Origin of the sequence: Streptomyces umbrinus (assembly GCF_030817415.1) — a bacterium.
Taxonomy (GTDB): domain Bacteria; phylum Actinomycetota; class Actinomycetes; order Streptomycetales; family Streptomycetaceae; genus Streptomyces; species Streptomyces umbrinus_A.
The window spans coordinates 23,576-47,907 of record NZ_JAUSZI010000002.1; the positions used below are offsets into that span (position 1 = coordinate 23,576).

General features: G+C 67.9%; 21 protein-coding genes and 8 pseudogenes. 16 read left to right on the forward strand and 13 right to left on the reverse strand.

The annotated features are described in order from the left end of the window. Window positions 1-337: 337 nt before the first annotated feature. Complete coding sequence (locus tag QF035_RS00590; protein ID WP_307517407.1) at window positions 338-973, reverse strand: maleylpyruvate isomerase N-terminal domain-containing protein; 636 nt, start codon at window positions 971-973, stop codon at window positions 338-340. Window positions 974-1,140: 167 nt separating this feature from the next. On the opposite strand from QF035_RS00590, the pseudogene QF035_RS56180 reads away from it, so the two are divergent. After that, window positions 1,141-1,245 (forward strand): annotated as a pseudogene (locus QF035_RS56180) (IS21-like element helper ATPase IstB); the annotation flags it as partial. Window positions 1,246-1,279: 34 nt separating this feature from the next. Here QF035_RS56180 and QF035_RS00595 read toward each other — a convergent pair. Together QF035_RS00595 and QF035_RS00600 are read right to left on the reverse strand one after the other, a co-directional pair. Beyond that, window positions 1,280-1,879, reverse strand: a pseudogene (locus QF035_RS00595) (HAD family hydrolase); the annotation flags it as partial. 224 nt (window positions 1,880-2,103) lie between these two features. Then, window positions 2,104-3,547: pseudogene (locus QF035_RS00600) on the reverse strand (NF041680 family putative transposase). Window positions 3,548-3,742: 195 nt separating this feature from the next. Here QF035_RS00600 and QF035_RS00610 point away from each other — a divergent pair. The 4 genes and pseudogenes from QF035_RS00610 to QF035_RS00625 all read left to right on the forward strand — a co-directional run bounded on the left by QF035_RS00610 (window position 3,743) and on the right by QF035_RS00625 (window position 6,064). Then, complete coding sequence (locus QF035_RS00610; protein ID WP_307517411.1) at window positions 3,743-3,907, forward strand: hypothetical protein; 165 nt, start codon at window positions 3,743-3,745, stop codon at window positions 3,905-3,907. Between the two features lie 85 nt (window positions 3,908-3,992). Beyond that, window positions 3,993-4,280 carry a transposase gene (locus QF035_RS00615; protein ID WP_123471932.1) on the forward strand — a complete coding sequence of 96 codons (288 nt, stop codon included), beginning with the start codon at window positions 3,993-3,995 and terminating at the stop codon, window positions 4,278-4,280. Window positions 4,281-4,294: 14 nt separating this feature from the next. Continuing rightward, a pseudogene (locus tag QF035_RS00620) lies at window positions 4,295-5,194 on the forward strand (IS3 family transposase); the annotation flags it as partial. 540 nt (window positions 5,195-5,734) lie between these two features. Further along, complete coding sequence (locus tag QF035_RS00625) at window positions 5,735-6,064, forward strand: hypothetical protein (protein ID WP_307530818.1); 330 nt, start codon at window positions 5,735-5,737, stop codon at window positions 6,062-6,064. On the opposite strand, the gene QF035_RS00630 is transcribed toward QF035_RS00625, so the two are convergent. After that, complete coding sequence (locus tag QF035_RS00630) at window positions 6,011-6,625, reverse strand: TetR/AcrR family transcriptional regulator (protein ID WP_307517413.1); 615 nt, start codon at window positions 6,623-6,625, stop codon at window positions 6,011-6,013. The two genes, QF035_RS00625 and QF035_RS00630, sit on opposite strands and share 54 nt — an antisense overlap. 133 nt (window positions 6,626-6,758) lie before the next feature. On the opposite strand from QF035_RS00630, the gene QF035_RS00635 reads away from it, so the two are divergent. After that, window positions 6,759-7,598, forward strand: coding sequence for an alpha/beta fold hydrolase (locus QF035_RS00635; protein ID WP_307517414.1), 840 nt, complete (start codon window positions 6,759-6,761; stop codon window positions 7,596-7,598). 107 nt (window positions 7,599-7,705) lie between these two features. Here the strand turns inward: QF035_RS00635 and QF035_RS00640 are convergent. Next, window positions 7,706-8,257 (reverse strand): annotated as a pseudogene (locus tag QF035_RS00640) (transposase); the annotation flags it as partial. A 393-nt stretch (window positions 8,258-8,650) separates the two neighbouring features. Continuing rightward, window positions 8,651-9,679 carry an AraC family transcriptional regulator gene (locus QF035_RS00645; protein WP_307517416.1) on the reverse strand — a complete coding sequence of 343 codons (1,029 nt, stop codon included), beginning with the start codon at window positions 9,677-9,679 and terminating at the stop codon, window positions 8,651-8,653. A gap of 82 nt (window positions 9,680-9,761) precedes the next feature. On the opposite strand from QF035_RS00645, the gene QF035_RS00650 reads away from it, so the two are divergent. Together QF035_RS00650 and QF035_RS00655 are read left to right on the forward strand one after the other, a co-directional pair. Next, entirely contained in the window at window positions 9,762-10,598 is an 837-nt protein-coding gene (locus QF035_RS00650; RefSeq protein WP_307049218.1) for an NAD(P)H-binding protein, read from the forward strand. A gap of 184 nt (window positions 10,599-10,782) precedes the next feature. Continuing rightward, a complete protein-coding gene (locus QF035_RS00655; RefSeq protein WP_104780104.1) occupies window positions 10,783-11,211 on the forward strand; it encodes a pyridoxamine 5'-phosphate oxidase family protein in 429 nt (142 codons plus the stop codon). Between the two features lie 180 nt (window positions 11,212-11,391). Here the strand turns inward: QF035_RS00655 and QF035_RS00660 are convergent. Beyond that, a pseudogene (locus tag QF035_RS00660) lies at window positions 11,392-11,538 on the reverse strand (transposase); the annotation flags it as partial. Window positions 11,539-11,831: 293 nt separating this feature from the next. On the opposite strand from QF035_RS00660, the gene QF035_RS00665 reads away from it, so the two are divergent. Next, complete coding sequence (locus QF035_RS00665) at window positions 11,832-12,122, forward strand: helicase associated domain-containing protein (RefSeq protein ID WP_307517419.1); 291 nt, start codon at window positions 11,832-11,834, stop codon at window positions 12,120-12,122. 93 nt (window positions 12,123-12,215) lie between these two features. Here the strand turns inward: QF035_RS00665 and QF035_RS00670 are convergent, their stop codons facing one another. Beyond that, window positions 12,216-12,785 (reverse strand): recombinase family protein, encoded by a 570-nt coding sequence (locus tag QF035_RS00670; RefSeq protein WP_307517420.1) that lies wholly within the window; start codon window positions 12,783-12,785, stop codon window positions 12,216-12,218. A gap of 481 nt (window positions 12,786-13,266) precedes the next feature. Here QF035_RS00670 and QF035_RS00675 point away from each other — a divergent pair, with 481 nt between their 5' ends. Beyond that, window positions 13,267-14,523 (forward strand): beta-ketoacyl-[acyl-carrier-protein] synthase family protein, encoded by a 1,257-nt coding sequence (locus QF035_RS00675; RefSeq protein ID WP_307517422.1) that lies wholly within the window; start codon window positions 13,267-13,269, stop codon window positions 14,521-14,523. A gap of 386 nt (window positions 14,524-14,909) precedes the next feature. Here the strand turns inward: QF035_RS00675 and QF035_RS00680 are convergent. The 3 genes and pseudogenes from QF035_RS00680 to QF035_RS00690 form a co-directional block, all read right to left on the reverse strand. Next, a pseudogene (locus QF035_RS00680) lies at window positions 14,910-15,344 on the reverse strand (pentapeptide repeat-containing protein); the annotation flags it as partial. A 68-nt stretch (window positions 15,345-15,412) separates the two neighbouring features. Beyond that, window positions 15,413-16,507: an IS630 family transposase gene (locus tag QF035_RS00685; protein WP_307517424.1), complete on the reverse strand. Its 1,095-nt coding sequence runs from the start codon at window positions 16,505-16,507 to the stop codon at window positions 15,413-15,415. 427 nt (window positions 16,508-16,934) lie between these two features. Further along, entirely contained in the window at window positions 16,935-17,198 is a 264-nt protein-coding gene (locus tag QF035_RS00690; protein ID WP_307517426.1) for a hypothetical protein, read from the reverse strand. 150 nt (window positions 17,199-17,348) lie between these two features. On the opposite strand from QF035_RS00690, the gene QF035_RS00695 reads away from it, so the two are divergent. After that, window positions 17,349-17,573: a hypothetical protein gene (locus QF035_RS00695; RefSeq protein WP_307517428.1), complete on the forward strand. Its 225-nt coding sequence runs from the start codon at window positions 17,349-17,351 to the stop codon at window positions 17,571-17,573. 68 nt (window positions 17,574-17,641) lie between these two features. Beyond that, window positions 17,642-17,734, forward strand: a pseudogene (locus tag QF035_RS00700) (IS21-like element helper ATPase IstB); the annotation flags it as partial. 425 nt (window positions 17,735-18,159) lie between these two features. On the opposite strand, the gene QF035_RS00705 reads toward QF035_RS00700, so the two are convergent. Then, complete coding sequence (locus QF035_RS00705; RefSeq protein WP_307517430.1) at window positions 18,160-19,776, reverse strand: ISL3 family transposase; 1,617 nt, start codon at window positions 19,774-19,776, stop codon at window positions 18,160-18,162. 260 nt (window positions 19,777-20,036) lie between these two features. Here QF035_RS00705 and QF035_RS00710 point away from each other — a divergent pair, with 260 nt between their 5' ends. Next, window positions 20,037-20,348 (forward strand): helicase associated domain-containing protein, encoded by a 312-nt coding sequence (locus QF035_RS00710; protein ID WP_307517432.1) that lies wholly within the window; start codon window positions 20,037-20,039, stop codon window positions 20,346-20,348. Beyond that, window positions 20,348-20,800 (forward strand): hypothetical protein, encoded by a 453-nt coding sequence (locus tag QF035_RS00715; RefSeq protein WP_307530820.1) that lies wholly within the window; start codon window positions 20,348-20,350, stop codon window positions 20,798-20,800. The genes QF035_RS00710 and QF035_RS00715 overlap by 1 nt, the downstream gene beginning before the upstream one ends. Before the next feature lie 144 nt (window positions 20,801-20,944). On the opposite strand, the gene QF035_RS00720 is transcribed toward QF035_RS00715, so the two are convergent. Next, a complete protein-coding gene (locus QF035_RS00720; RefSeq protein WP_307517433.1) occupies window positions 20,945-21,415 on the reverse strand; it encodes a 2'-5' RNA ligase family protein in 471 nt (156 codons plus the stop codon). Window positions 21,416-21,833: 418 nt separating this feature from the next. Between QF035_RS00720 and QF035_RS00725 the strand changes: the two genes are divergently transcribed. Together QF035_RS00725 and QF035_RS00730 are read left to right on the forward strand one after the other, a co-directional pair. Continuing rightward, on the forward strand, window positions 21,834-23,669 hold the full coding sequence (locus QF035_RS00725; protein WP_307517434.1) for a PDR/VanB family oxidoreductase: 1,836 nt from the start codon (window positions 21,834-21,836) through the stop codon (window positions 23,667-23,669). An 81-nt stretch (window positions 23,670-23,750) separates the two neighbouring features. Continuing rightward, complete coding sequence (locus tag QF035_RS00730; RefSeq protein WP_307517435.1) at window positions 23,751-24,281, forward strand: hypothetical protein; 531 nt, start codon at window positions 23,751-23,753, stop codon at window positions 24,279-24,281. Window positions 24,282-24,332 lie beyond the last annotated feature (51 nt).

A 24,332-nucleotide genomic window follows, 5' to 3' on the forward strand; every position in this document is an offset into this window, starting at 1 on the left:
AGTTGGCCAGCGGCTGAGCCAAGCGCCGGAACACAGCGTTCCCGCTTGGTGCATCCCTGAAGTCAGACCTCGTCGAGCGCCAGCGTGAAGCCCTCTGGTCTGTTGATGAAGAGCGAGGTCGCAGCCCGGAGATACTGGTCCAACGCTGCGGACGTGGCGCTTGCCATTCGAATGGCCTCAGCGAGAGGCTCCGTTGACCCTCCAGTGGTGGCGTTCAGCAAGTGCTGCCGTACGCGCCGATTCCTTTCGATGAACTCGTCGGTGAAGAGCCCTTCTCTGAACTACGAAATGATCACTGCTGTGTGTGGGTATGGGAATTGTGCCCGGGCTCGATGAGTTAGAAAGCGTTGATTGCCATGGGCGCTCGCTCGGCTCGGGTCAACGCTCTCAGCAACGCAGCTTGGCCGTGCCGTCGGGCGGCGAGTCGGGCTAGCAACACGAGCACGGGGTCGAAAGCGGCGTCCGGGAGCTCTTGTGAGGCAGTTCCCACGCTGACAGCGAGGTCGTCCATGTGGACGGCGAGCTCCAACATCCGCGTGATGAGAAAATCGTCGAGAGTCAGCGCCCATCCTGTCTGTGGCATGAACACGACTTGGTTGCCTGAACGCCTCACAAGTCTGGTCTGCTGCTCAGCCAGAACGGTTCGAGCGCGCTCAGCCAACGACAGCGCCCCCTCGGAAGCGATGCCCTCGCTCTTGACCCGAATGCCGGCGTTGACCTCCCCGTCGAGCGGTGCATCGATCCAGGCAGCTCGCGCGTAATGTTCGAGCAGCGGAATCGGCGTCTCCTGGGACTCGGGCTCTTCGAGGGCGAAGCTGACACTGAAGATCTGATAGGCAAGGTGGCTGGCCAGGCCGCCGACCGTCATCTCGGTCAACGCGCTGGGCTGTTCCCATGCCGCGGCAACTTCGGGCTTCCGTAATAGTGTTACTGCCTGGCCCGCGGCGCGCTGGTAGGCGTCTATGGCACTCATGAGCTCCTCCGTGATCCGAAATCCCCGACATTATGGGCCCTGGGACGCACCCGGGCAGCAGCCTCCGGTTCGGTGGTGACGTGACGTCCGGCGATGTCGGGGAAGGCAGGCACGCCGAGGTCGACAGCGGCGGTACGGCGGGCGATGAGGTGGTCGAGCTAGGCGAGATCGTCGACCGGCTCACCTTCGACGCGGCCATCATTGAGACCGGAGCCGATTCCTACCGTCTTGCTCAGACGCGGGCACGCGCCGAACAGGCCCGGGTTGGCTGATGCCCTCATGAGGGCTGCCGAGTGAAGCCGCACCGTCCAGGTGAGCTGCGATGCGGGCGATGGTCTGCTCGTTGCCCTCGAAGAGGTGAGCCTGCATGCCTGCGGCACGGGCGGCGTCGATGTTGACGTCGTAGTCGTCGATGAAGAGACAGTCTGCCGCCCGTACTTCCAGGCGGGCACACGTTATTTCGAAGGCCCGCTTGTCGGGCTTGCAGACGCCGATTTCGTGGGAGTAGATGATCTGCTCGACCAGTTCGTCGAACTGGTACATCGCTGTCTCCAGCTCGCGGGCGCCCACGAAGCTGTTGCTGAGGATGCCCAGTCGGCAGCGGGACCGCAGCCCCCGGACATATTCGATCAACTCCGTGTTCGGCGTCCCGAGATACTCGGTCCACAGATCGGCCATGAAGGACTCGACCTCCATGGCATCAAGGCCGAGCCGGGCACCGACCTGCACCTGCGCCTCCGTCTCGCTGATCGTCCCGACGGCCCCGGCCTGCCAGACATCGTCCAGTCGCTGGTCCACGCTCCCGGGCGGCAGTCCGAGCCGATCGTCCCATTGATGCATCCACCCCGTTGAGGGTGTGATCTCCAGGACTCCGCCGATGTCGAGAATGACGCAGCGCGATTCCATACAAGGTCTCCTCGTCCAGTCTCCGGCCGAGCCAAGAGCACGGAGATCGCTGGTTTGGTTGCCCTGCACACTGTCGGCCTTCACCTTCGGGCAAGGTCAAGACCATCAGACTCGAGGCTCAACGAACGGGCCAAAACTCAACCCGCGGCTGTGATCCCCACTTCTTTGAACTTCGGACCCGTTCCGTCCCAAGCCTCTGATCTGTAGCTCTCTGAGCTTGATCTTTAAGTCCTCAACCGAACGTGCTCTCCGAAGGTGTCGGCCCGTTTTACGGTTTTGCCGACGTCGTGCCTGGTGGCGGGCTGTCTGTTCTTGGACCCGAGAGGACGGCCGGGGCCGGGGTCAGAAGGTCTCGGGGCCCGGGCCGGGCATGCCAAGTGCGGGCGGAGGTTCCGAAACCCTCGCCGAACTCGGGCCGGGGTGAGGCGGCCGGGCTCGGCGGGCCTCTCCCAGGGACGCCGGAGGTCCGCAGCGGCAGCGCGGAGGAGCCGGAGTTGGGTGTGGGCGGCGATGACGAGCCAGGTCCAGCGGTCTGCGGCCTCGGGACTGCGGAGCTGGGGGCGGGTCCAGCCAAGCGTCGTTTTGATCATCCGGAAGGTGTGCTCAAGATCGAAGCGGCGCAAGAATGCCTGCCAGCGGATGTCGATATCCGTGCAGGTCAGACCCGTCCTGGAGGACCACAGCCAGACCGGAACAGGGGTAGCGTCGCCAGGCAGGTGGTCGACTTCGAGCCGGATCAACGTGCCGTTGAGTACGGGGAGTTCGCCGTTGTGGTCGATCCACGCGGACAGGTGCCGCAACCGTGGATGGATGTGATCCCAGGCCATGGTCCGGGCCAGTCCGTAGCGTTCGGTGGCCTGCACTGTGGCAGCGTCCGGCTCGCCCCAGGTCTCCGACTTGGCCAGGCGGAACTCCGGACCGTGCTTGGGGATCCTCCCGCCTTGCGGCAACGCGGTCGTCCGTGTCGCGGGACGACGCATCACGCGGTCCGAGCGCAGTCGTCCCAGTACTTCCACAGGCAAGTCATCAAGGAGGTAAGCCAGGCGCGGGGCGTCGTAGCCGGCATCACAGACGATCAGGATGTCCGCATCGCCTTCCCGCCACCGCTCCTGGGCGATCAAGTGCTCCACGACCCTGCGTAGTTGGACGGCGGTGACCTTGGCCACGTCGTCGGTGGGGGCCGAGCCGGACGGCATCCAGGAGCTGGCACCACGAGGTCCGGCCGCTCTCCAGTGCGGCGACGAAGGAGTACGGCCACCCCGGAACGAGCTGGTCCGAGGCGCGGCCGCTGCGGCCGTAGACGTGGCAGAACAGACGCTCCGGGCTGCAAGGTGCGTCCGGGCGCAGCCAGTTGGTCACATCCACCGCCAGCACGAGACGTCCGTGCGCGGCGGTGGGCTGCGGCAGCGCGGCCAGCAGTCGGCCGAGCCGGACAGTGTCGATCCGGCCGCGGTTCAGCGCGTCGTACATGGCGCCGTGCCCGCGCCGGTGCTCGGCGGTCAGGGTCAGGTCGACTGGTGTGGTCACCGGTCCCTCAACGCACAGCAGCGCGTCGGTGAGCTCGAAGAGCGCGTCGCCCCGCGCAGTCAGGCATGCATGGAAGATGTCCCGGAAGTGTGACGCCCAGGCGAATGCGTCCCGCCGGTCCTCAAGCTGCAGCACACTCATGTCCACGGCCTTCGCGCTGGTCTCGTGTGTTTCTTGATCCGGAACACAGGATCAGGCGAAGGCCGCCCTGACATGCGGGAATTACCCGGCCGAGCGAACGCGTACGAGAAACGTTCGACAGTAGCAGCTTAAAGATCAAGCTTAGCACGCCTCGCGCGTGATCTCGCCGATCGTCCGGTGGGTTGCGTCGGAGTGGTGCCAGAGTCAGCCAACAGGCTCGGGAACCAAGTCGAAGAAGCGGGCGCGAGCGAGTTCCACCCCCACCTCGACGGACCCAGTCCGGCCGTGGCGGTTGTGCGGGACGAGGAGCTCGGCGCACTGCACGGCTGGCTCGGGCAGCCCGTACCGCGGGAACAGTGAGGTTCCCCCTGCCGGTCGGACAGCTTGATACTGGGACGGATGGTCCCGGAGGAAGCAGTCACAGGTAGTGAGCCAGAAGAGCAACATGAGTAAGCGGTACACGGCCGAGTTCAAGCGGGACGCGGTCGCCTTGGCGTTGTCCTCGGAGAAGACGGTCACCGAGGTGGCGAGGGATCTGGGCGTGAGTCCGGAAGGGCTGCGCGGGTGGGTGAAGCAGGCGAAGATCGACCGCGGTGAGGGGCCCGCCGGGGCTTTGACCACTGCGGAGCGTGAGGAGCTGGTCCGGCTGCGGCGGAAGGTCCGCGAGCAGGAGGCCACGATCGAGGTTCTGGGAAAAGCGACCGCCTTCTTCGCTCAGGACAAGATGAGGTAGGCACCGCGGCACGGTGTCACCTCATCGATGCGGAGAAGGCATCGGAGGGGAATCTCGCAGGTCACAGCGTTGCGTTTCTGTGCCGTGTGCTGGGGGTGTCCCGTTCCACCTACTACGCGCACAGGGCGGCAGGGCCGGCCCGGGCGGTGCGGGAGCGGGCCGAGGAGGTGCTGGTGGGCGAGATCCGGGTGCTGCATGCCGGATCTCGCGGTGCCTACGGGGCCCCGCGTGTCCACGCCGCCCTGCGGCGGGCCGGGCGGGCGGTGAACTCCAAGAAGGTCGAGCGGCTGATGCGCAAACACCGGATCGCCGGGATCACCCGCCGCCGGCGTCGGGGCCTGACCCGGCAGGCGAAGCGGGCGGTGTTCGCGCTCGACCTGAAAGGCCGGGACTTCACCGCACCCCGGCCCGGGATGCGCTTGGTCGGAGACATGACCGAACTTGTCACGCTGGAAGGCAAGTTGTATCTGGCGACCTGCATCGATCTCGCGACGCGGGAGGTGGTCGGCTGGGCGATGGCCGACCACCACCGCGCCGAGCTGCCGGTCGCTGCCCTGCGGATGGCGGCCGGGCGTGGCGGCCTGGAGTACCGCTGCATCATGCACACGGATCGCGGCAGTGAATACACGAGTGACGAATTCCGCACCGAAATAGGCAAGTTGCGCATGAGGCAGTCGATGGGACGCGTCGGCTCTTGTTACGATAACGCCGCCGCGGAAAGCTGGTTCGCCATCCTGAAAGCGGAGATCGGGACGACCGTGTGGGAGACCCGCGAGGCGGCCCGGGCCGACGTTTTCCGCTACATCGAGGTCGAGTACAACCGCAGCCGACTCCGTCGGCACCCCGACTACGGGTACGTCACCCCGCTCGAAACGAGATCCCTGCTCAGGCAGAACCTCGCCCCGGCAGCGTAAACACCCGCTGTCCAGTTCGCGGGGGGAACTTCACAGGTCCGCGGGGTACAGCTTGGGATCGGGTGAGCGGTCGTAGCGGCCGGTTCGGTGCTGCGGGTCGTAGTAGGCGGGTCGGTGCAGCAGGATGAGAAGCTGTTTCAGAACCGGTGATCAGTGACGTTCTGTAACGGATGGCTTGTGGGGTGGCGGACCTCGGAGCGTCACGACGCGGCAACCGCCGTGGAGCGATAGACGGGAAGTTTGTTAGTGCCTGTTTGTGATTTCTGAGCTCGGAGCGTCAGGACGTGGAGGCCACTCAGGGGCGGGCGGTTCTGGGGCGCGTGAGCTGATCGTGGCGGAGTACCGGGTCACTGGGCTGTCGCCGGATGTGATTGCTGAACTCATCGCCGAGATGGGGCAGTTGTGGCACGAGCAGCATCAGGCTCGCCTCGCATCTCGGCCGCGACGGCGGGCTGTAGGAGCCGGAGCGAAGCACAATTCGTCTTCGTCGACTGTCTCCTGGCCACACTGGTGAATCTGCGTCATGGCACCACTCATGACGTGCTGGCCTGCTGGTTCGGTGTGGACCGCTCCACCATCACGCGCGCCATCGGCGAGGTGCGGCCGCTGCTGGCGCAATGGGGCTGCACCGTCGCGCCGGGCATCCGGCTGCGCACTCTCGCCGAGGTCATCGAGCACTTGGGAGTGCAGGCCCTCGACGTACTCGATGGCCGCTCGTACACGGCGGGCCTGGAAAGTGCCTCATCCATGAGCTCCCGGCCATGTTCCGCCATCTGGCGGCGCCACCCGTCGTGGGCTTGCGTCGATCGGCTGCGGTCAGGCTTCTGGGCTCCTTGCCGCCGGCTGGTCGCTGTTGCCGTGTGCCAGTGACGCGAGAATTTCCTTGCGGCAGACATCGAGGATTTCGTCCGCCAGCGGAGAACCGTCCGGGCATGCCCGCGACAACACGATCGCGCCGACCGAATGGGCGAGCATGTCGATCATCGTGGTGCGGGCCGCGCGCCCGTCCGCATCCCCGAGCGTGTCCCCTTGGGAGGCGACCTGGAGAGCCGCCAGCAGGTTCTCAATCCCTGCCCCGAACTCCTTCTGGATGTCCCCCGGTTGACGTGCGGCGTCGCCGCTGAGGGCGGCGATGGTGCAGCCGTCACCGCGGCCGTCACGATGCTCCCGCGTGACGTAGCGCTCGACGAACTCGGTGGCGTCCCGGCCCTCTGCCTGTGCCGCGGTCTGTGAGAGCCCGTTCGCGGACACCTCGGCCATCAGGTCGGCCTTGGAGCCGAAGTGCTTGTAGAACCCGCCATGGGTGAACCCGGCGGCTGCCATCAGGTCCGCCACGCCGACACCATCATAGCCGCGCTCGCGGAACAGCCTGCCGGCCGTCGCGACGATGTGCGCCCGGTTCTGCTTCGCCTGTGCCTTGGTGACCCGCATGTCCAGCCCACACCCTTCTTCGGTCGACGCGCGGCAGTCCAGCGTACATAGATGTGGATCGACATCAAAGCGGTTGACTTTTTAGATTACGATCGTCATTGTATTGCTCACCCGCCACAGAAAGGGCCAGGACGTGAGCGACACGCATGTGACCGCACCGACTCAGTACATCGAGGTCGACGGCGACCGATTCGCCTACCGACGCTGGGGCAAGCCCTCCGGCGTCCCGATCTTCTTTGTCCAGCACTTCCGCGGGGGGATGGACCACTGGGACCCCCTGCTCACCGACGGCCTGGCCGAAGGCCGTGAGGTCATCCTGTTCAACGGGCGCGGCATCGCCTCGTCATCCGGCACGCCGCGCAACCGGATCGAGGACATGGCCGACGACATCGCCGCGGTCATCCAGGCGCTGGGACTGGAGCGGGTCGATCTGCTCGGCTTCTCGATCGGCGGTTACCAGGTGGAGGAGGTCACGCTGCGCCACCCCCAGCTGGTGCGCAAGCTCCTCCTGCTCGGCACCGGCCTCCGAGGAGGGGACCCGACGAGTGACCCCAAGGTGCCTGACCACGCACTGAACCCGGTCCACACCCTGGAGGACTTCCTCTTCCTGTTCTTCGGCCGCTCGGAAGCCGCGATCGAAGCGGGCCGGGCCTTCTGGGAGCGACGTCACCAGCGGGCCGACCAGGACACGCCGGCCTCGCCCGCAGTCGCACAGGCGCAGTTCGAAGCGGTTGTCGCCTATGCGGAACCGCTGCCGGGCAAGAATCCCTACGCCCCCCTGAACGCGATCACCCAGCCGACGCTCGTCCTCAACGGCGAGAACGACGTGATGATCGCCTCGATCAACTCCTGGCACCTCGCCCAGAACATCCCCAACGCTCAACTGCTGATCTACCCCGATGCCGGGCATGGAGCGCAGTTCCAGTACCCCGAGCGGTTCCTGAAGCACGCCATTCAGTTCCTCGACGAGTAACACCTGCGGGGCTTCGGTGCAGTCGCTGACGCCTGGTCGGTGATGATCGGCCAGCTCATCGGAACCCCCCAAGGCCTCGTTGCCGGCGCGGCCCCCGGTGACCGCGGTCAGCGCAAGGTGGTGGGGGCCAGTCGGATCGTCTGTGGCTGCTGCATCCGGAGGCGTATGGGCTTGGGCTTGCGGACCGCTTTCACCGGTTCGACGGGGTGTGGCGTGGTGCGCGGTGGCCGGGGAGGGCGGGTGAGGCGGCGGACCATGAGGGTGATGAAGGTCCAGGTGATGTGGGCCTCGCTGTGGGAGACGAGTCGCTCGTAGTCGCGGACGTTTCTCCTGGCTCTCATGATCCACGAGATGGCGCGCTCGACTCGCCACCGCTTGGCGAGGACGGCGAAGCCGTCCTGGTCTTTTCGGCGGGGCACCGTCTTGAGGGTGATGCCGAGGAAGGTGTGGGACCAGTCGACGAGGGTTCCGCCGTAGGCGGAGTCCGCCCAGGCGACGGCGAGTTCGGGATGGGTCAGACGCAGGCGGAACAGCTGGTCGCGGGCGGGGATACTGTCGTGCGGCGAGGCCTTGGTGACCATCACTGCCAGGGCCATGCCGCGCATGTCGACGGCCAGGTGCCGCTTCCTGCCATTGATCAACTTCCCGCCGTCGAAACCGCGGGTGTCCGGCGCTGACCGAACTCCAAGTGCTCACCGACGACCCGCGCATCCTGGAACTCGTGGCCTGAGCCGTCGACGTCGGCTTCAGCCCACAAGGCCCCCGACCGGGCCGACCGAGACCGGCACGCAGGCGTTACCCGGGCCGCACTCAACGCCTTCGTCGCCGCCGGCCCGCTCGTACGAGCCTGTCCCTTCGGGTAGGAGCCCCGCGCCCGGCACCCCCGAAGCCACCCGCACGGAGGGCCAGTGTCGGCGTCGCTGCGGACCACGGCGTGGCAGGAGGCCACTTGCTACGGGGCTCGGGATCGGTGGTGAGGCGATTGATCAGCACGTCATCGACCGAAGTCGGGTAGAGCATCGCATCCTGATACCAGGTCTACGGTCCTGGCATCAGGACCGCACACGAACGCCGGGAGGAGGAGCGGGGACGACGGGCAGTTCGGTGCCCGGAGGCCGCAGGGGCGGGACGGTCGGCCGCTCGGGAACGACCGTACCGGTGCGCCGGAACCGGCTCGGGCTGACGCCTCGGATCCGTTTGAACGCTGCGCTGAACGCGAACGCGTCGGAGTAGCCCACGGTGCGGCCGATCTCCGCGACGGTCGCCGCCTCACGTTCGGCCAGCAGGTCCGCCGCGAGCGTCATGCGCCAGCGGGTGAGGTAGGTCAGCGGCGGTTCGCCGACCAGGTCGGCGAACCGCTTCGCCAACGTGGAACGTGACACTCCGGCCCGGTCGGCCAGCGAGGCCACCGTCCACGGGGCCGCTGGTTCGGCGTGCAGCAGGCGCAGCGCGTCGCCGACCACCGGGTCCCGCTGGGCGGCGTACCAGGCGGGCGGCTCGCCGCCGGGCCGGTCGAAGTACTCGCGCAGCGCGCACACCAGCATCCAGTCCAGCAGCCGGTCGAGGACCACCTGCTGGCCCGGGGTGTCGGTGGCGACCTCGGCGGCGAGGTGGTCGAGTACGGCGTCGGTCCCGCCGCCGGATACGACGTGCAGCACGACGGGCAGCCCGTCCAGCAGCCTGCGGCTGATCTCCCCGCGTACCGGGTAGGCGCCGACGATCAGCGTCGTCGCGCCGTCGCCGGCGTCGCCGTCGCAGTCGTTCCAGCCGAGCCGGTGCCGGGTCCCGCCCTGCTCGGGCGTCGCGCAGTGCTCGCCGCACGCGATCGGTTCGGCCCGGGTGCCGACCTCGTCGACGAAGGTGAACGGTGCGGGGCCCCGCACGATGACCGTCTCGCCGGCGCGGAGCTGTTCGGGCGGGCGGTGCTCCGGCACGATCCAGCCCGCCCCGCCGAGGACGGTGCACAACGTCAGCGGCGCGCCGTCCACGAAGTGCAACGCCCAGGGCGGGGACAGGATCGAGTTGCCGAACAACGAGCCCTGGGCCCGCATCCCGCGGAAGAGGTCACCGAACGCGTCCACCCCACCGAGGTTAGACGATCACACATGCAATCCGGCTCTTCACCTATGTATTCGTCCGAGCAGACGCCGTTGAATCGCTGCCATGAGCAACGACACCACCCTCGTCCTCGGCGCCACCGGCAAGACCGGCCGACGGGTCGCCGCCCGGTTGCGGCTGCGCGGCACGCAGGTGCGCGCCGCCTCCCGATCCAGCCGGACCCGCTTCGACTGGTCCGACCCCGACGGCTGGGATTCAGCCCTGCAGGGCATCACCTCCGCCTACGTGGTACCCCCGCCCGTGCCCGGACCGGTACACGAGTTCGTGGCGCGGGCCGAGGCCGCCGGCGTGCAGCGCCTTGTCCTGCTCTCCGGGCACGGCGCCGACGCCTGGGGCGACTCCACGTTCGGCCTGGACATGCGCTCGGCCGAAGACGCCGTGCGCGGCTCGGCACTGGAGTGGACCGTCCTGCGGCCGTCGAACTTCAACCAGAACTTCGACGAGGACCTCTTCCACGCCCCGCTGGTCGCCGGCGAACTGGCGCTCCCGGCCGGTGCTGTCCCCGAGCCGTTCATCGACCTGGAGGACGTCGCCGACGCCGCGGCCGCGGTGCTGGCCGAGCCCGGCCGGCACGCCGGGCGGATCTACGAGCTGACCGGGCCGCGCGCGCTGACCTTCGAGGAGGCCGTCGAGCTGATCTCCCGGGCGTCCGGACTGCCCATGACCTACAAGCGGCTTTCCCCCGCCGAGTACACCGCGGCGCTGGTCGCGGAGGGGTGGGGCGAGGACGACGCGCACCACGTCGCCGAGATGTTCGTGTTGATGGAGCGCGGGGTGATTGCCGAAACGACGGACGGTATCGCCACCGTGTTGGGGCGAGCGCCCCGAAACTTCGAGGACTACGTGGTGCGGGCCGCGGCAGCGGGAGCCTGGCGGCCATGACCTCTCGGGCGGCCGTCCAGCGGCTGCGCCGGACTCCGGCGGTGGGGGTGTTGCGCGCCGGGGTGGTCTCCCAACGGTTGCCGCCGCGCATCCGGTCCGCGCTGTCAGCCCGCCGTGATCGCGGTGAGCGAACGGAGCGAAACCTTCATCCACCGTCACGCCAGCATCTTCTGAAAGGACCGCAATGAGCACCGCCACCAGCCGGCTGACCGCCGAGGACCTCGAGTTCCTCGGACGCCCCCTCCACGGGTTCCTGTCCGTGGCCGGGGGAACGCAGCCGCCACAGCCCCGGCCAGTGTGGTTCGAGGCCACCGCAGAGGGGACGATCCAGTTCTTCACGGAGCCGGGCTCGCTGAAGGTGCGGCGCCTGCACCGCGACCCCCGCGCCTCGATCGTTGTCGCAGCCCCGGTAGGTGAGCGTGAGCGCTGGGTGTCCGTCGTCGGCCGCACCACGATGGCGGCCGACGGAGCGCACGACCTGTGTTCCCGCCTCGCCGCTCGCTACTGGGACCTCGACGACCAGGCCCGGGCCCACGACCTCGCCATGATGCTGGCCGCTGACCCACTCCGCGTCGTCATCCACCCGGAGACCGTGCACCGCTACGGGCACTGACCTCCAGCCTCAGCTCACGCCACCGGCACGTCGGACTGCGCAGAGATAGTTGCCAGCGTGCCCAGCGTGCCCCGGTTTCCGCGTACTCTCCGGTGCGCGGCCGGGCCGGTACGCTTGAACGTGGCCAGTCGTCAGGCCACGTTGGTGTCCCGGCCGGTGGCCCTGAGGCAGTTCTTCAGACAGTAGGCCGAGGCAGTCGGTCACGATGTGCCGCTTCCGCCCGTTGATCTGCTTGCCTCCGTCGTAGCCGCGTGAACCGGCGGGTACCGCCGCGGCGGCCTTCACCGACTGCGCGTCGATGATCCCGGCCGTCGGTTCCGCCTCGCGGCACCCGCAACACCACATCCACCACCCCTCCCCCGGCCTGCTCTCTCCCTCTTGGATACCGTCTCGTTTTCAGGAATCCTGAAGCATCCCCAGAAGCCTCAACCGACCGAGTGAACCCCAACACCACAGGCCAGACCCCGCATCGGTCTGTGCTACCACCCCTACGAACCCAAGCCCTTTGCCACACGTGAAGGCCGACGGCAGCCTCCCGGCGGGGGCGGGCGAGCTGGTCGTCCAGGGCGAGGACCTGGGGGCGTGGATCGCCGGGCAGCGGGTCGGGGGGGGACAAGCTGATGCCCGCGCAGCAGTACCTGCTGGAGACCCTCGGCATCGAACCGCCCGCGGAGGGCGAGGCGGTCGGGCCGGTACGGCGGTCACAGGACGAACGGTGGAACACCAACCTGACGGCTGCCCGCCAGTTCCACGCACGCGAAGGGCACCTGCGCCCCGCACGAGGTCATCAAGAGACCGTGGAAGGCGAGGAGATCAAGCTCGGGGCATTCGTGGACAACAGCCGGCGTCGGGCCGCCAAGCTCAGCCCAGAGCGGCGTGCGGCCCTCGATGAACTCGGCATGCGCTGGTAGAGCGCGGTGTGCATCCGCAGGCCTCCCTCTCATTCGTCCCGCTCCAGGAACAGCCTTGGGGACCAGTGGAACAGCCAGTATCGGTGAGAACGATCATGGTCGTGTGCTGGGCATCACGGCGTCCGCGCGTGGCCGGGGGACGTCCGCGTTCTGGAGTGTGGTGAAGTCGGCGCGGGCCTGCTCGATGGCCTCGGGGTACGCCTCGCGCTTGGGGTGCTCGGCGAGCGCTCGGTAGACGCTGGCTACCGAAGGGTTCTGCCCCTTGCGCTTGCCGGTGGGGATGATCAGGTCGGGCTGGATCTGCTCGACGGACTCGCCGCCCGCGCGGCGCCGCAGCACGGTGTGGAGCATGTCGTCGGTGATGACGGGCGGCCGGCCGCCGTGCTTGCCCTTGCGGGCCGCGGTGTCGAGCCCTTCCAACGTCGACTCGCGGATGTTCTCCCGCTCTGTCTCCGTCATCGCGGCGAAGAAGCCGAACAAGAGCTTGCCCGGCCCGGTGGGGTCGTAGATGCCGGGCAGGGGGCCTGCGAGCATCTCCAGCACCAGGCCGTGCTCGGTCAGGTGATCGGCGAGGGCCGTGAGCTCTGCGGCATCGCGTCCCAGCCTTTCATCTCGTAGACCGTGAACAGGACCCGGCAGTTCGCAAGGTTGTCGAACCAACAACCCCAGTACCCAACCCTCCGCACTCCGCGGTGACCCGCGCTTTCGCTGCGAGCCACGGATCTGACGGACCCGTAGGGCGACTTCTCGTGGTCCCAGCGGTAGCGGCAGTCGAGCTCAACAAGGTCGCGGCTGTAAACCAGAGGCGGTCTGGTCCGCCGCCTTGCCCGTACTCCGGTGTTCGCGGCGGCCGTTCCCTTGTGGGTCAAACGACCGGCACACTCAGCGGCCGAGCCGGGCTACTGTGCCCGCTGTACGGGGCTGACAGCGGAACGCAGGTGTGGGCGGGTGTGTCGGTGCACTCGGCTTCGATCTTCCACCGAAGATCCGTAAGGACATGTACACGACAAATGCACTCGCCTCTGTCAGTTACCTACGAACTGCGGAAGACGACTGCGACCCAACTCCACCTGACAGCCCCCATTTTGCGACGTTCAGGTAGCTTTACCCTTTTGGTCAAACAGATAACTGAATGAGGAAGATCGTGGTAGAGAAAGCTTCCGCCGGAGCGTCGGATGTCGTGGTCACCGGACTCGGAGCGGTCACGCCCCTGGGCGCCAACGTCACCTCCAGCTGGCAGGGCATGCTGGAAGGCCGGTCAGGAGCCCGGGTTTTGAACGAACCGTGGGCCCATGAGTTGCCGGTGCGGATCGCCGCACCCGCGGCCGTGGACCCCGCGGCAGCCCTCCCGCCCGCGCAGGCGCGCCGGATGGACCGCGTCACGCAGCTGGCGCTGATGGCCGTACACGAAGCCTGGGCGGACGCCGGCCTCGATACCGCTACGGAGCTGGACACCGAGCGGCTCTCGGTCGCGGTCTCCTCCACCATCGGCGTAGAGACCATGCTCGCTGCGCATCAGACGCTCCAGACCAAGGGCTGGAAGCACATGTCGCCCTACGCGGTGCCCTCCCTGCTGCCCAACAGCTCGGCGGCGCAGATAGCCATCCAGTACGGCGCCCAGGGCAGTGCCCATGCGCCGGTGAGCGCCTGTGCCTCGGGGACCGAGGCCATCGGGCTGGCGGCGGACATGATTCGCTTGGGCCGGGCCGACGTCGTGATCGCCGGCGGCGCCGAGGCTCCGATCCACCCGTTCGGCCTGGGCGGGTTCGCCGCCATGCGTGCCCTTTCCCGACGTAACGACGACCCGCAGGGTGCCTCCCGCCCTTTCGCCAAGAGCCGGGACGGTTTCCTGCTCGGCGAGGGCGCGGGCATCGTGATCCTTGAGTCGCAGGCCCATGCCCGCGCCCGCGGTGCCCGGGTCTACGGCCGGATCCTCGGTATCGGAATGTCTGTCGACGGGCACCGCATCGCCCAGCCGCAGCCCGAGGGACTCGGTGCGGCCAAAGCCATCACCCGGGCGCTCGCCGACGCCGGCCTGTCGGTCACCGACATCGCCCATGTCAACGCCCACGCCACCTCCACACCGGCCGGAGACCTCGCCGAAGCCCGCGCCCTACATCGTGTGTGCGGCGCCCACACCGACCAGATCGCCGTCTCGGCTCCCAAGTCCATGATCGGACACCTGCAGAGCGGCTCCGGCCCCGTCGAGGCGATCACCACCCTGCTGGCCCTCTACCACCGCGTCGTGCCCCCGACCCTCAACGCAGAAGAGACCGACGACGCAATCGGCTTGGACCTAGTGACCGGATCACCGCGCCAACTTCCTCAAGGACCACTGGCGGCCCTGAGCAACTCTTTCGGCTTCGGCGGCCATAACGCCACCTTGGTCCTCACTTCCTGAACGGCCTCGCCCGCGGGTGATAGATCTGCCCATGACCAGCAGGTTCACTCCACTCCCATGCTGCCGCTGATGGTCAGGTCGCCCGGCAATCTCACCCACGGGAAGCCGACTGGCCCGCCCCGCCGCCTACACCCCCACCCTGAACCGCACCGGCGACGGCTGGGACCTGCGGCTCTCCCGGTAACGTTGTCGCTGCCGCTCACGCACATTGCCCGGAGCGCTTCAGCGTTCCCGGGCGATGTCGTCTCTGGGGGCCGGATCAGCGCCTATCAACTTCTGTCAGCAACACCGGTTCCCTGATCCGTTCCTACCCGGACCCCCTACTTGGTGGCGCCGCTCAGCAGCGTCTGAAGGTCCTCGTCCGTCATTCCCGGCCTTGGGGACCAGCGGCGCAGGTTGTTGTCGGGGGCGTCGTCGGCGAGTCCGGCCAGGGCGTGGACGCCGCCGAGGCGGACGGCGGGTGAGTCGGAGCCGAGTTTGTCGACGGCTTGGGAGAAGCGCTCGGTGTGCAGGCGGGTGGCTTCGCGGTGGGCGCCGGCTTCGTCGACACGCTGGCGGCGGTAGGCGACGACCAGGGCGACGAGCGCGCCGGCCCCGGCGACCACGCCGAAGGAGAGCTTCACCAAGTCGAACAGCGTCTTCGCATTGAGCTTTGCAGTGCTGTCAATCTCTTGGAAGTCCAGCAGCACCACCAAGCCCCAGAAGATGCCACCCGCGACCAAGACCGCGACAGCGAAGACGAGGCCCAGCACCCAGCCGACCTTCGACAGCCGCAGCTCTCGGTCATTTTGGGCAGACCACGGCTTCCGGTTGGCTGCCATGAGGATGGAGACAAGGCTCGGATGCTCCGCGGTTGCGGTGAGGCTAGTGTCTCGTGATCCTGTTTGCATCACTTTGAGTTGTTTGCGACGAGCTTCTTGATGTTGGTCTGGACGAGGCGGACCTTCGCCAGGATCTCGTCGGCGGTTGCAGTCCAAGTGAAGGGCCTGGCCTCGGCGTTCCAGGAGTCGATGTAGTTGCGGATCTGCGAGATCAGGACGTTGACGCTGGCGAAGGTGCCGCGGCGGATCGACTGCCGGGTCAGGATTCCGAACCAGGTCTCGATCTGATTGATCCAGGAAGACCCGACGGGGGTGAAGTGAAAGTGGACGTGGGAGTTCTTGGCCAGCCATTCCTTCACGTCCGGTGTGGTGTGGGTGGAGAGGTTGTCCAGGACGACGTGGATCTCCTTCCCCGCATGTGGCTTTACCGCCTTCTTCAGAAAGGCCAGGAAGTTCTTTCCGTTCCGGCTCGGCTTGCACTCGCCGATGACTTCACCGGTGCCGACGTTGAGGGCGGCGAACAGGTTCGTGGTGCCGTGCCGGACGTAGTCGTGGGTGCGCTTCTCGGTGGCCGCGAAGGTGACCGGCAGCACCGGCTGGGTTCGGTCCAGCGCCTGGATCTGCGTCTTCTCGTCGATCGAGAGCACGACTGCGCCACCGGGCGGGGCGAGGTAGAGGCCGACCACGTCCGCGACTTTCTCCGCGAACGCGGGGTCCTTGGAAATCTTGAAGGTTCCGTTACGGTGCGGCTTGAGTTGCTCCTCACGCCAGATCCGCGCGATGTAGTGCCAGGACACGCTGACGTTCTCGGTCCGCTTCAGGTACTTCGCCAACTCGCGCGTCGACCAGTGCGACAGTCCGGTGCAGGCCGGCGGCGTCATACGCGTCAGAGCAATCACCCGTGCCCGTACCCGTGCCGGTACCTGGTCCCGGGCCCCACCGGGGCGATCACCTTCCAGCCCGGCCAGCCCGCGCTGGGAATATCGGGTCTTCCAGCGGTCCACGGTCGGCAGCGACACCCCGAGCAACTCGGCAATGTCCTTGCGTCGCCGCCCCTCGCCCGACCACAGCACGATCCGGGCTCGCGTGGCCAAATCCGCAGGAACATCCCGGCTGTTCACCAACTCCCGCAACTCGGCGGCCTGTTCCACGGAAAGCTCCATGCCAGCACCAACGAGACACGCAAGATCACGTAACGCCGACGGAATCACGAGACACTAGGTCGAGGTACACGGATGTCGATGCGGCCTACGCAAAGGCCACGCCTCCCACCTCCTGACGCATCGCCCCGCGAAGGCGGTCCCGCCCCCACCGTGATCGGATCGCCGCGCTGTGAGCAGCGCGTACACGCGAAACAGGCGGACCCTGGACCATGTTGCGCACCACCCGGACGAGCCCCGCCGGGACCTGCCCGTGGCAGGCCGGAGCCCGCACACCGTGCGCGGGCCCGATCTGACGTCCCGTCACCCGTCCCGCGCGAATTCGATCGGTCGACCGGAACACCGTTGACAACCCGAACGGAATCCAGCCGTAAACACGAAACACCCCCGGACGAAAAACCGCCCGAGGGTGTTTCGGTGAATCGGAGATTTACGCCACCCGCTCCCACTCCTTCTTCCGCCGATTAACGACCGTGGCAGATCGTCCGGCGAATTCACCGATACGGCGCTGGGTCCATTCCTGGGTGAAGCCGTAGTCGATGCGGGCGTTCACCTGGGTGTCGGTGAGCAGCTCGGGCGCGCGGCCGGGGGCGCAGTCGGCCGGGAGGCCGGGCCGCTCCCAGTCCTTCACGGGGCCGGTGCTCCGCTCGGGCTGCTCCTGGTGCTCGTCGACGTCGACCCGGGCCGTGACCACCCGGGCCCACTTATATGCATTTGATTAGCTATTTCTCTTTTTAAGTAGGTGAGTCGGGAGTGGGGGAATTAAGGGGGTCTATGCTATATCTGTGACCAGTTGGGCACGTTTGGTAAAGATGATCGTGCTTGTAAGGAAATCGGAGAAGTGATGAACAAGCTCAAGAAGACCGCAGCCCTAGCGGTCATGGTCGGTGGCATGGCTCTCAGCGGCGGGGTCGCGCACGCCGACGACAACACCCAGTCGATCGGTAACTTCTGCGCGGCGAAATCGTCTGACGCCACTGGCGTCAACCTGCAGGCCTTGCAGTGCAACCAGGACTTCGACGCCGGCACCGCCTTCGGCGTGCCAGTGGTACCCGCCCCCGCCCTGTAAGCGCCTGCCCCGTGAAGAGGAGGGTCTCGCGCCTCTTGCCGCGAGGCCCGCTTCTCAGCCGTTACCACTTGACCTTCAACGGCACCATCATCAAGACCGGCACCGACTCCTACCGGCTCGCCACCACCCAGGCCAAGGCAGAACCGGCTGTCACGACCTGAGCCGACAGGGACTGGCGCGGTTGCCGACGCTCCGCTGCCAGTCCCCGGATGGGCTCATCCGGCCGTGCCGTAGGACGGCCAAGTGTTCCGGCATGCGGCCCCATTCGTCCCAGTTCAGCATTTCCTGCTTGCAGAGCGCCGCGAGGTCGCGGACAGCGTTGCCGCTGATCTCGGCCGGTCCCAGAGAAGCAGCAACGCCTGGCGGCGGGGAGTGAACGAAGCCACCCGTGCGTGCCGATCCCTTCTTCCCGGGCACGACGAGCCGCCGAAAGGCGCTCACGGCGGCGGCCAGGGGTTCCGCCGCTTGTCTTGTCGCTTGTCGCTTGTCGTCTCCACCCTTCAGGCATGCCACAAGACAAGCGGCGGGTGGCTACGGCGGCTTCATTCGGGCTCTGGCACAGATCTTGGGGACCGGTCGCGGAGGGTCACTGGAGAAGGATCATCTTGCGGAGTAGTTCGAATCCGGCTCGGCCGTAGAGCTGCCTCTTGATCTTTTTCACGCGTGTCACGGCGCCCTCGGTGCCGCCGGAGCTCCAGTGCAGGGTCAGTCCGGCGATCACGGCTTCGAGGTCGGAGGTCAGTCCGCGGGCGAAGCCGGTGATCCCGGGCAACTGCGCGGCGCGGGCGGTGCTGATCCAGTCCGGCAGGTCAGCGCCGGTGCGCTGGGTGAGCATCTGGGCGAAGTCGCGCACGAGTTCATGGGTTTGCTCCAGCTCCGGGCAGGCGTCAAGCACCGCCTTGAGCAGCCGGTTCTCGTCCTCGGTGAGGGTTTCGGGGTGCCGGGTGATCCAGCCGACGACGGTGCGGACCGAGGGCGCAGCGGCGGCCGGGGCGGGTGCGTCGGGCCACTGCAGGCGGCTGCGGGCCCAGTCTCGCAGGCTGCTGTAGGGCACCGGATGACCGCGGTGGGCGAGTTCCTTGCGTAACTCGATGATGGTGATCTTGCCGTCAGTTTCGTCGATGCGCCGTTGCAGGTAGGGCTGGTGCATGTCGAGGCGGCTGGTGCGGGTGTGGCGTCCGGTGACCATGTCCTGCCAGCGGGCGGCGCGGGCATACCGCTGGACGGTGTGCCGTCCCCAGCCCAGGTGGCGGGCGATGGCGCGGAGACCCATCCCCTCGCTCAACAGGCCGTGGACCAGGGCGTGATGGGCGCGCATCCGCTCGGCCCGCCGGCCGGTGGGCAAAGGGAGCGAGTGCCGCTCGACGGCAAAGGCCGCGTCAGCGTTTCTCTCGGTGGCTGCCTGGTCCGGCTGCGGTGCGATGGAACGCAGGCAGTCGCGGTGCGCGGCGACGCACTTCTCGACGGCCTGGCCGAGGTTCTGCAGCAAGTGATACCTGTCTGCGATCTGGAGTGCGTGCGGGGCGCCGAGCGCAGCGCCCTCGGCGTAGGCGCCGGCGCGATCACGGCAGATCACCTCAACTCCCGGGTGGGCCGCCAGCCACGTTGCCAAGGGTGCCGCTTCGCGGCCTGGCAGGACGTCGAAGGGCCGGTGGCGTTCGCCGTCCGTGATCACGGTGGCGTACGAGTGGCCACGCCGGGTGGCGAAGTCGTCCACCCCGAGTACACGCGGCGTGGTGAACTGCGGGTCCGGTAACGCCATGACCCTGCGCAGCAGTGTCATCCGCCCAGCGCCGAGGCCCAGTTGGGCAGCCAGCCGGGCGCCGGCCCGTCCTGCCAGTGCGAGCCCGACGCGCTCCAGCATGCGGTTCAACCGCGTGGTGAAGCGCGCGTACGGGGCGGTCAGCTGCGCGAACGGCTCGGCAAAGGTGCGGCGCGGACAGTTCGTGTCGCAGCAGATGAAGCGCCGGACCCGCAGCAGGATGACGACGCCCTGCCCACCGAGCGGGAGGTCCTTCAACCTGCGCTGGTAGGAGTCGTGCACCCGTTCCGAGAACCGACCGCAGTCCGGACAGGCTGCGCCCACCGCCCGGCCTCTCGCCACGATGTCGACCGTGCCGAAAACGGCGGTCACCGCCTCGACGTCCACGTCGTCGATCCCGTCGAACACCAGCGAGTCCCAGAACGATGAGTCGGCCTGCATGACCAAAACCGTCACCGGCCCCGGTCGACGACCGCGGGGGTCCGCATAGACCTGATGGAGCGTCACTACCGCCTGTCAGACGCGGAGGCGTACGCGGTCTCACGCGAGACCAATCCCTCGCAATCGAACACCGCGGTGACCCTCCGCGACCGGTCCCCAAGATCTGTGCCAGAGCCCAAAAGAAGACGCCCTAGCCACGGCGGGCGGCACCCCAGTGAGGGATGCCGCCCGCCGTTGTGAACAGGCAGTGGGACAGGCTGATGCCCGCGCAGCAGTACCTGCTGGAGACGCTCGGCATCGAGCCCGCGGCTGAGGGCGAGGCGATCGGGCCGATGCGGCGGTCGCAGGATGAGCGGTGGAACACCAACGTGGCCGCCGCCCGCCAGTTCCACGCACGCGAGGGCCACCTGCGTCCGGCACGCAAGCACGTCGAAAACGTGAACGGCGAGTTGATCAAACTCGGGGCATTTTTGGATAACGCCCGCAAGAGGGCCGCGAAGTTGAGTGCGGAGCGTCGTGGCCAGTTGGCCGGTCTCGGTCTGGAGTGGGCGGCGCAGGAGGGGAGCGCGTGATGTGGAGTGCTAAGGATGTGGCCCGGGCTACGGTCCGGCGGCAGCTGGACTCCCCCGGTGATCGTGGCCCGTACGAATGGGACCCGGAGGACCTCGCCGAGCAGCGGGTGGCGCGGCATACCGAATGGCGCCGTATCACCGCCCTGATGGACGCTCAGGGCTGGCCCGTCTACAGCCCGGAGCAGGACGTCCAGGGCAGTACATGGGCACGCGAGCGCGACGCACAGCGAGAGGGCGCCCTCGCCCGTCGTGCCGCATGGCAGATGGAACAGCAGGACGCCCGCGATGAGCTGAAGACGCAGGTGTGGCTGTCCGCCGACGTGAGCCGCCGGCTGCGCGCGATTGCCGCCCGCACCGGCCTTGAGCCGGAGCAGGTCCTCGCCCAACTCGCCGACCAGGTCCGCATGAACGACGACGGCGCCCTCACGGTCGACACCTTCACCCCACGCTGACCGGCTGCCCCGCACGCGCGACCTGGCGAGTGCGGGGCAGCCTGCGCAATGCCGCCTTAGCTTACGGCGAGAGCCCGGCCGCGCTCAGTGGTGACGGCCCGCGAAGACGCCGGGCGCCGCCGATCTAACCCGAGGGGAACGTGCTCATACCGCTACCCCCGCGAGAGGCACTTCGGCGATCGGGTCCCACCTGATGTGCGCACCGTCGTGCCACTGCTCAACGAGGTGCAGCCGGTCCGCGACCACGGTCGTGGACACCGGGTGCTCGATGTCTGCCAGGGCGGCCTTGAGCGTAGTCGCGTCGACGTCCTCAGCGCCGTCTGCGGCGTAGGCGACGGTTGCATGGGGATAGCGGCTCGGAGCGGCCTTGAAGGCGGCTCCGGTGCGGGTCATCGACTGGCTGAGGGCTTCCACAATCTCGGTGAACACACGTCCCGGCCATCCGCTGATCTCCACGGCGACGTTGCCCACTGCGGGCCGGTCGAACGTCAGGGTGAAGGGCTGCACCGTCTGCGCGTAGGCCCGGACGTCATCGAGGAGCGCGTCCATGTCGACATCGGTGACGCTCAGGCCGACGGCGTGCAGGAGCGTGCAGTGGATCCCCGATACCGGCACGCTCTGCAGGCCCGGCGGGGCGAATCCCGTGTGTAGGCCCGCATTCGGAATGTCCTGTTCCGTTGTGATGGCCTGGGCTTTTCCGGCTGTCTCATTTAGAGGACACAGCACTTCTGTCTCACGATCTTGTCCCTTGGTTCTTCGGCTACCCGCGCTTGCCGAGCGTCGGCAGGCCACCCGACACCGTTCGTACGCTGCGCCCGCGACGGTCCGACCGCTTGGCCATCGGCAGTTGACGGGCCAGTGAGCTCCAATTGAGCCGCCTCGTCCGGCTCCGAGGTGCATCAGGGGTGCGTCAGGGCCGAGTCAGGGGTGCGTCAGGGGGATCCCCTATGGATCGGCGGGAGATGTGGACCTCACCCTGATAGTCGATGTCGGCTAGTCGATGTCGACTATCTAGCCAGTGAGGGAGAACCAGATGCCAGACCACCTCCCCGTCCAGAAGCGGCGGCCGCCCATGGGTAGCCGCGGTGCACTGATCACGCTGTACTCCTACGCCGTACTCGCGCTCGCCGCGGGCCTGTTGCCGCCGCTGGTGGCAGGCGCGCTCCGGTTCGCGGAGGCGCGTACCCCGGTATGGATCGTCTGTTCCGCGGTCTCCGGTGGGCTCGCCCTGCTGTTGACCTTCCGTCCCCGCCCGTCCCGCCGAGCCGTGCTTGTCCCGGGATGGCTGCTGCTGGCGCTGACCACGGCGCAGGCGTTCGTGATCGCGGAACTGCCGGCTCTGCTCGGCCTCTACGCCGTCGCGCCCGTGCTGGCATCGCTGGCCGGCCGACTCGCCGGGCGGCCACGCAAAGCCCTGCTGGCCGTGCATGTAATCGCCGCCGGCTGCTGGGCCGGCGTCGCGCTGATGATGGCGGCGATCGGCATCACCACACTGGCCAGCGACGATGTCGAGTACATCGCCGGGGCGTACGCGCTGATGGAGACGTTCGATGTCAGTCTGCTGGGCTGGTTGAACTTCGCCGCCACCCTGTCGGGTATCGGACTTGCCGTCACGTCCCAGTGGGGAGTGGTGCGGTACTACTGGGTCGCGGCCAAACTCGCGATCTCTCTGGTGATCCTCTTCTCGGCGTTCAGCTGGATCCACGGCACGTTGGAAGAGGCCGTCGTAGAAGCCGAGCGGCTCGCCGAGACCGGTGGCTCGGCCGCGCAGCTCGGCAGCGGGCCGGTCGTGGTGGCCTCCGGGTTCGGCTTCGCCTTCCTGTTGCTGGTGCTGGCCACCCTGCTGTCGCTGTACAAGCCGGGCGGCAGGACCAGGCGGGGCCGCCGCGTCCTGGCTGCTCAGCGGGGCACGAGGTCCCAGGAGATCCCGGTCACCGTCACCGACGTACGCGAGGTGGCGCAGGACACCGTGGCGCTGACCCTGCGGCCGGCGGGGACGGAGCGGCTGCCCGAGTGGGAGCCGGGCGCCCATGTCGATCTGATGCTGCCGTCGGGGCGGGTGCGCCAGTACTCGCTCTACGGCGACCCGGCCAACCCCGCTGACGCGGACACGTACCGGATCGCCGTACTGCGCGAAGAACACGGGCGGGGCGGTTCGGCCGAGGTCCATCAGCTGGCTGTCGGCGCGCGGATCGCGATCCGCGGGCCTCGTAACAACTTCCCCCTCGTCGGCGCTCCCGCTCACCTCTTCATCGCCGGCGGCATCGGCATTGTGCCCTTCCTTCCGATGATCCGCCGACTGGCCGAGGCGGGTGCCGACTGGCGGCTCGTCCACCGCGGCCGGTCCCTGCGCCGGATGGCCTTCGCCGACGCACTCGCCCAACAGTATCCCGGCCACGTGGACCTCATGCCGTCCGACACCCGGCCGCGACCGGACCTGGACGCAATCCTGCGGGGCGCGCCTGCGCAGGCCGCGGTGTACTGCTGCGGACCGGAGGGTCTCATCGACGCGGTTCGGGCGGCCATGCCCGAGGCGCTCCCGCACGGCACGCTCCGCGTCGAACGGTTCGCCGCCGGCGACCGGGCGACCGGCAAGGCCGACACACCCTTCGAGGCCGAACTCGCACGCAGCGGCCGGACCGTTCGCGTACCCGTCGGCCGGACGCTGCTCAGCGCCATCCAAGAGGTCGACCCCACGATCGACCGCTCCTGTGAGGACGGGATCTGCGGCAGCTGTGCGACCCGTGTGCTTGACGGCGACCCCGAACACCGCGACGACGTACTACAGCCCGACGAGCGCGACCGGCGCGACATCATCTACCCCTGCGTCTCCCGTGCCCGCGGCGACCGGATCGTGCTCGACGCCTGAAACCCCCGACGTTGCCCGAGCCGCGGCCGGGGATCCGCCGGATGCAATGCACCGTCTGCACCCCAGACAGGAGAGACGACCATGAATAACGACCTCAACCGGCGCAAGCTGCTGGGACGAGCCACAGCCGCGGCTGCGGGACTGACCGCCGTCGGTGCCGCCGTGCCCGGCGACGCCGAAGCCGCGACGGCCCGCCCCGGCCACGGTGGCGAATACCTGCTCCGCCTGTTCACACACCCTGTACTGGGCACCTGGCGGGGGACGGTCAGCCGCTCCGACGGTGAGATCGAGCAGACCCTGCTCGCCTTCCATCCCGGCGGGATGTTCACCGCCTTCACTGACGGCTTTCACGTCGCCATCGGACGGTGGGAAGACCACGGCGACACACAGGTCACCTTCGGGCTGTGGCAGGTTCTGCCCGTCGACCTGTACGGCCGCCCCCACCGGTACCAGGGGGAAGTACGGGCCCGGCACGAGGCAGAGCTGGCCGGGGACACCCTCACCACTCACGGCGTTGGCAAGGGCATCGACCTGGAGGGCAACGTCCTGCTCACGGTCGACGTCGAGATCAAGGCCACCCGGTTCGGCTTGACCCTGCCTGAAGGCGAGTGACGGCAGGCGGATTTGAGGGACCGGTCGATCCGGTCCGCCGGCCCACGGTGA

Bases quoted from the DNA above. Each gene is read 5' to 3' on its own strand.
- QF035_RS00650 (WP_307049218.1), top strand. From the start codon at position 9,762: ATGAGCAACGACACCACCCTCGTCCTCGGCGCCACCGGCAAGACCGGC.
- QF035_RS00695 (WP_307517428.1), top strand. From the start codon at position 17,349: ATGAACAAGCTCAAGAAGACCGCAGCCCTAGCGGTCATGGTCGGTGGC.
- QF035_RS00630 (WP_307517413.1), bottom strand. From the start codon at position 6,625: ATGCGGGTCACCAAGGCACAGGCGAAGCAGAACCGGGCGCACATCGTC.
- QF035_RS00655 (WP_104780104.1), top strand. From the start codon at position 10,783: ATGAGCACCGCCACCAGCCGGCTGACCGCCGAGGACCTCGAGTTCCTC.
- QF035_RS00615 (WP_123471932.1), top strand. From the start codon at position 3,993: ATGAGTAAGCGGTACACGGCCGAGTTCAAGCGGGACGCGGTCGCCTTG.
- QF035_RS00730 (WP_307517435.1), top strand. From the start codon at position 23,751: ATGAATAACGACCTCAACCGGCGCAAGCTGCTGGGACGAGCCACAGCC.
- QF035_RS00665 (WP_307517419.1), top strand. From the start codon at position 11,832: ATGCCCGCGCAGCAGTACCTGCTGGAGACCCTCGGCATCGAACCGCCC.
- QF035_RS00685 (WP_307517424.1), bottom strand. From the start codon at position 16,507: ATGGAGCTTTCCGTGGAACAGGCCGCCGAGTTGCGGGAGTTGGTGAAC.
- QF035_RS00710 (WP_307517432.1), top strand. From the start codon at position 20,037: ATGCCCGCGCAGCAGTACCTGCTGGAGACGCTCGGCATCGAGCCCGCG.
- QF035_RS00725 (WP_307517434.1), top strand. From the start codon at position 21,834: ATGCCAGACCACCTCCCCGTCCAGAAGCGGCGGCCGCCCATGGGTAGC.
- QF035_RS00590 (WP_307517407.1), bottom strand. From the start codon at position 973: ATGAGTGCCATAGACGCCTACCAGCGCGCCGCGGGCCAGGCAGTAACA.
- QF035_RS00715 (WP_307530820.1), top strand. From the start codon at position 20,348: ATGTGGAGTGCTAAGGATGTGGCCCGGGCTACGGTCCGGCGGCAGCTG.
- QF035_RS00705 (WP_307517430.1), bottom strand. From the start codon at position 19,776: ATGCAGGCCGACTCATCGTTCTGGGACTCGCTGGTGTTCGACGGGATC.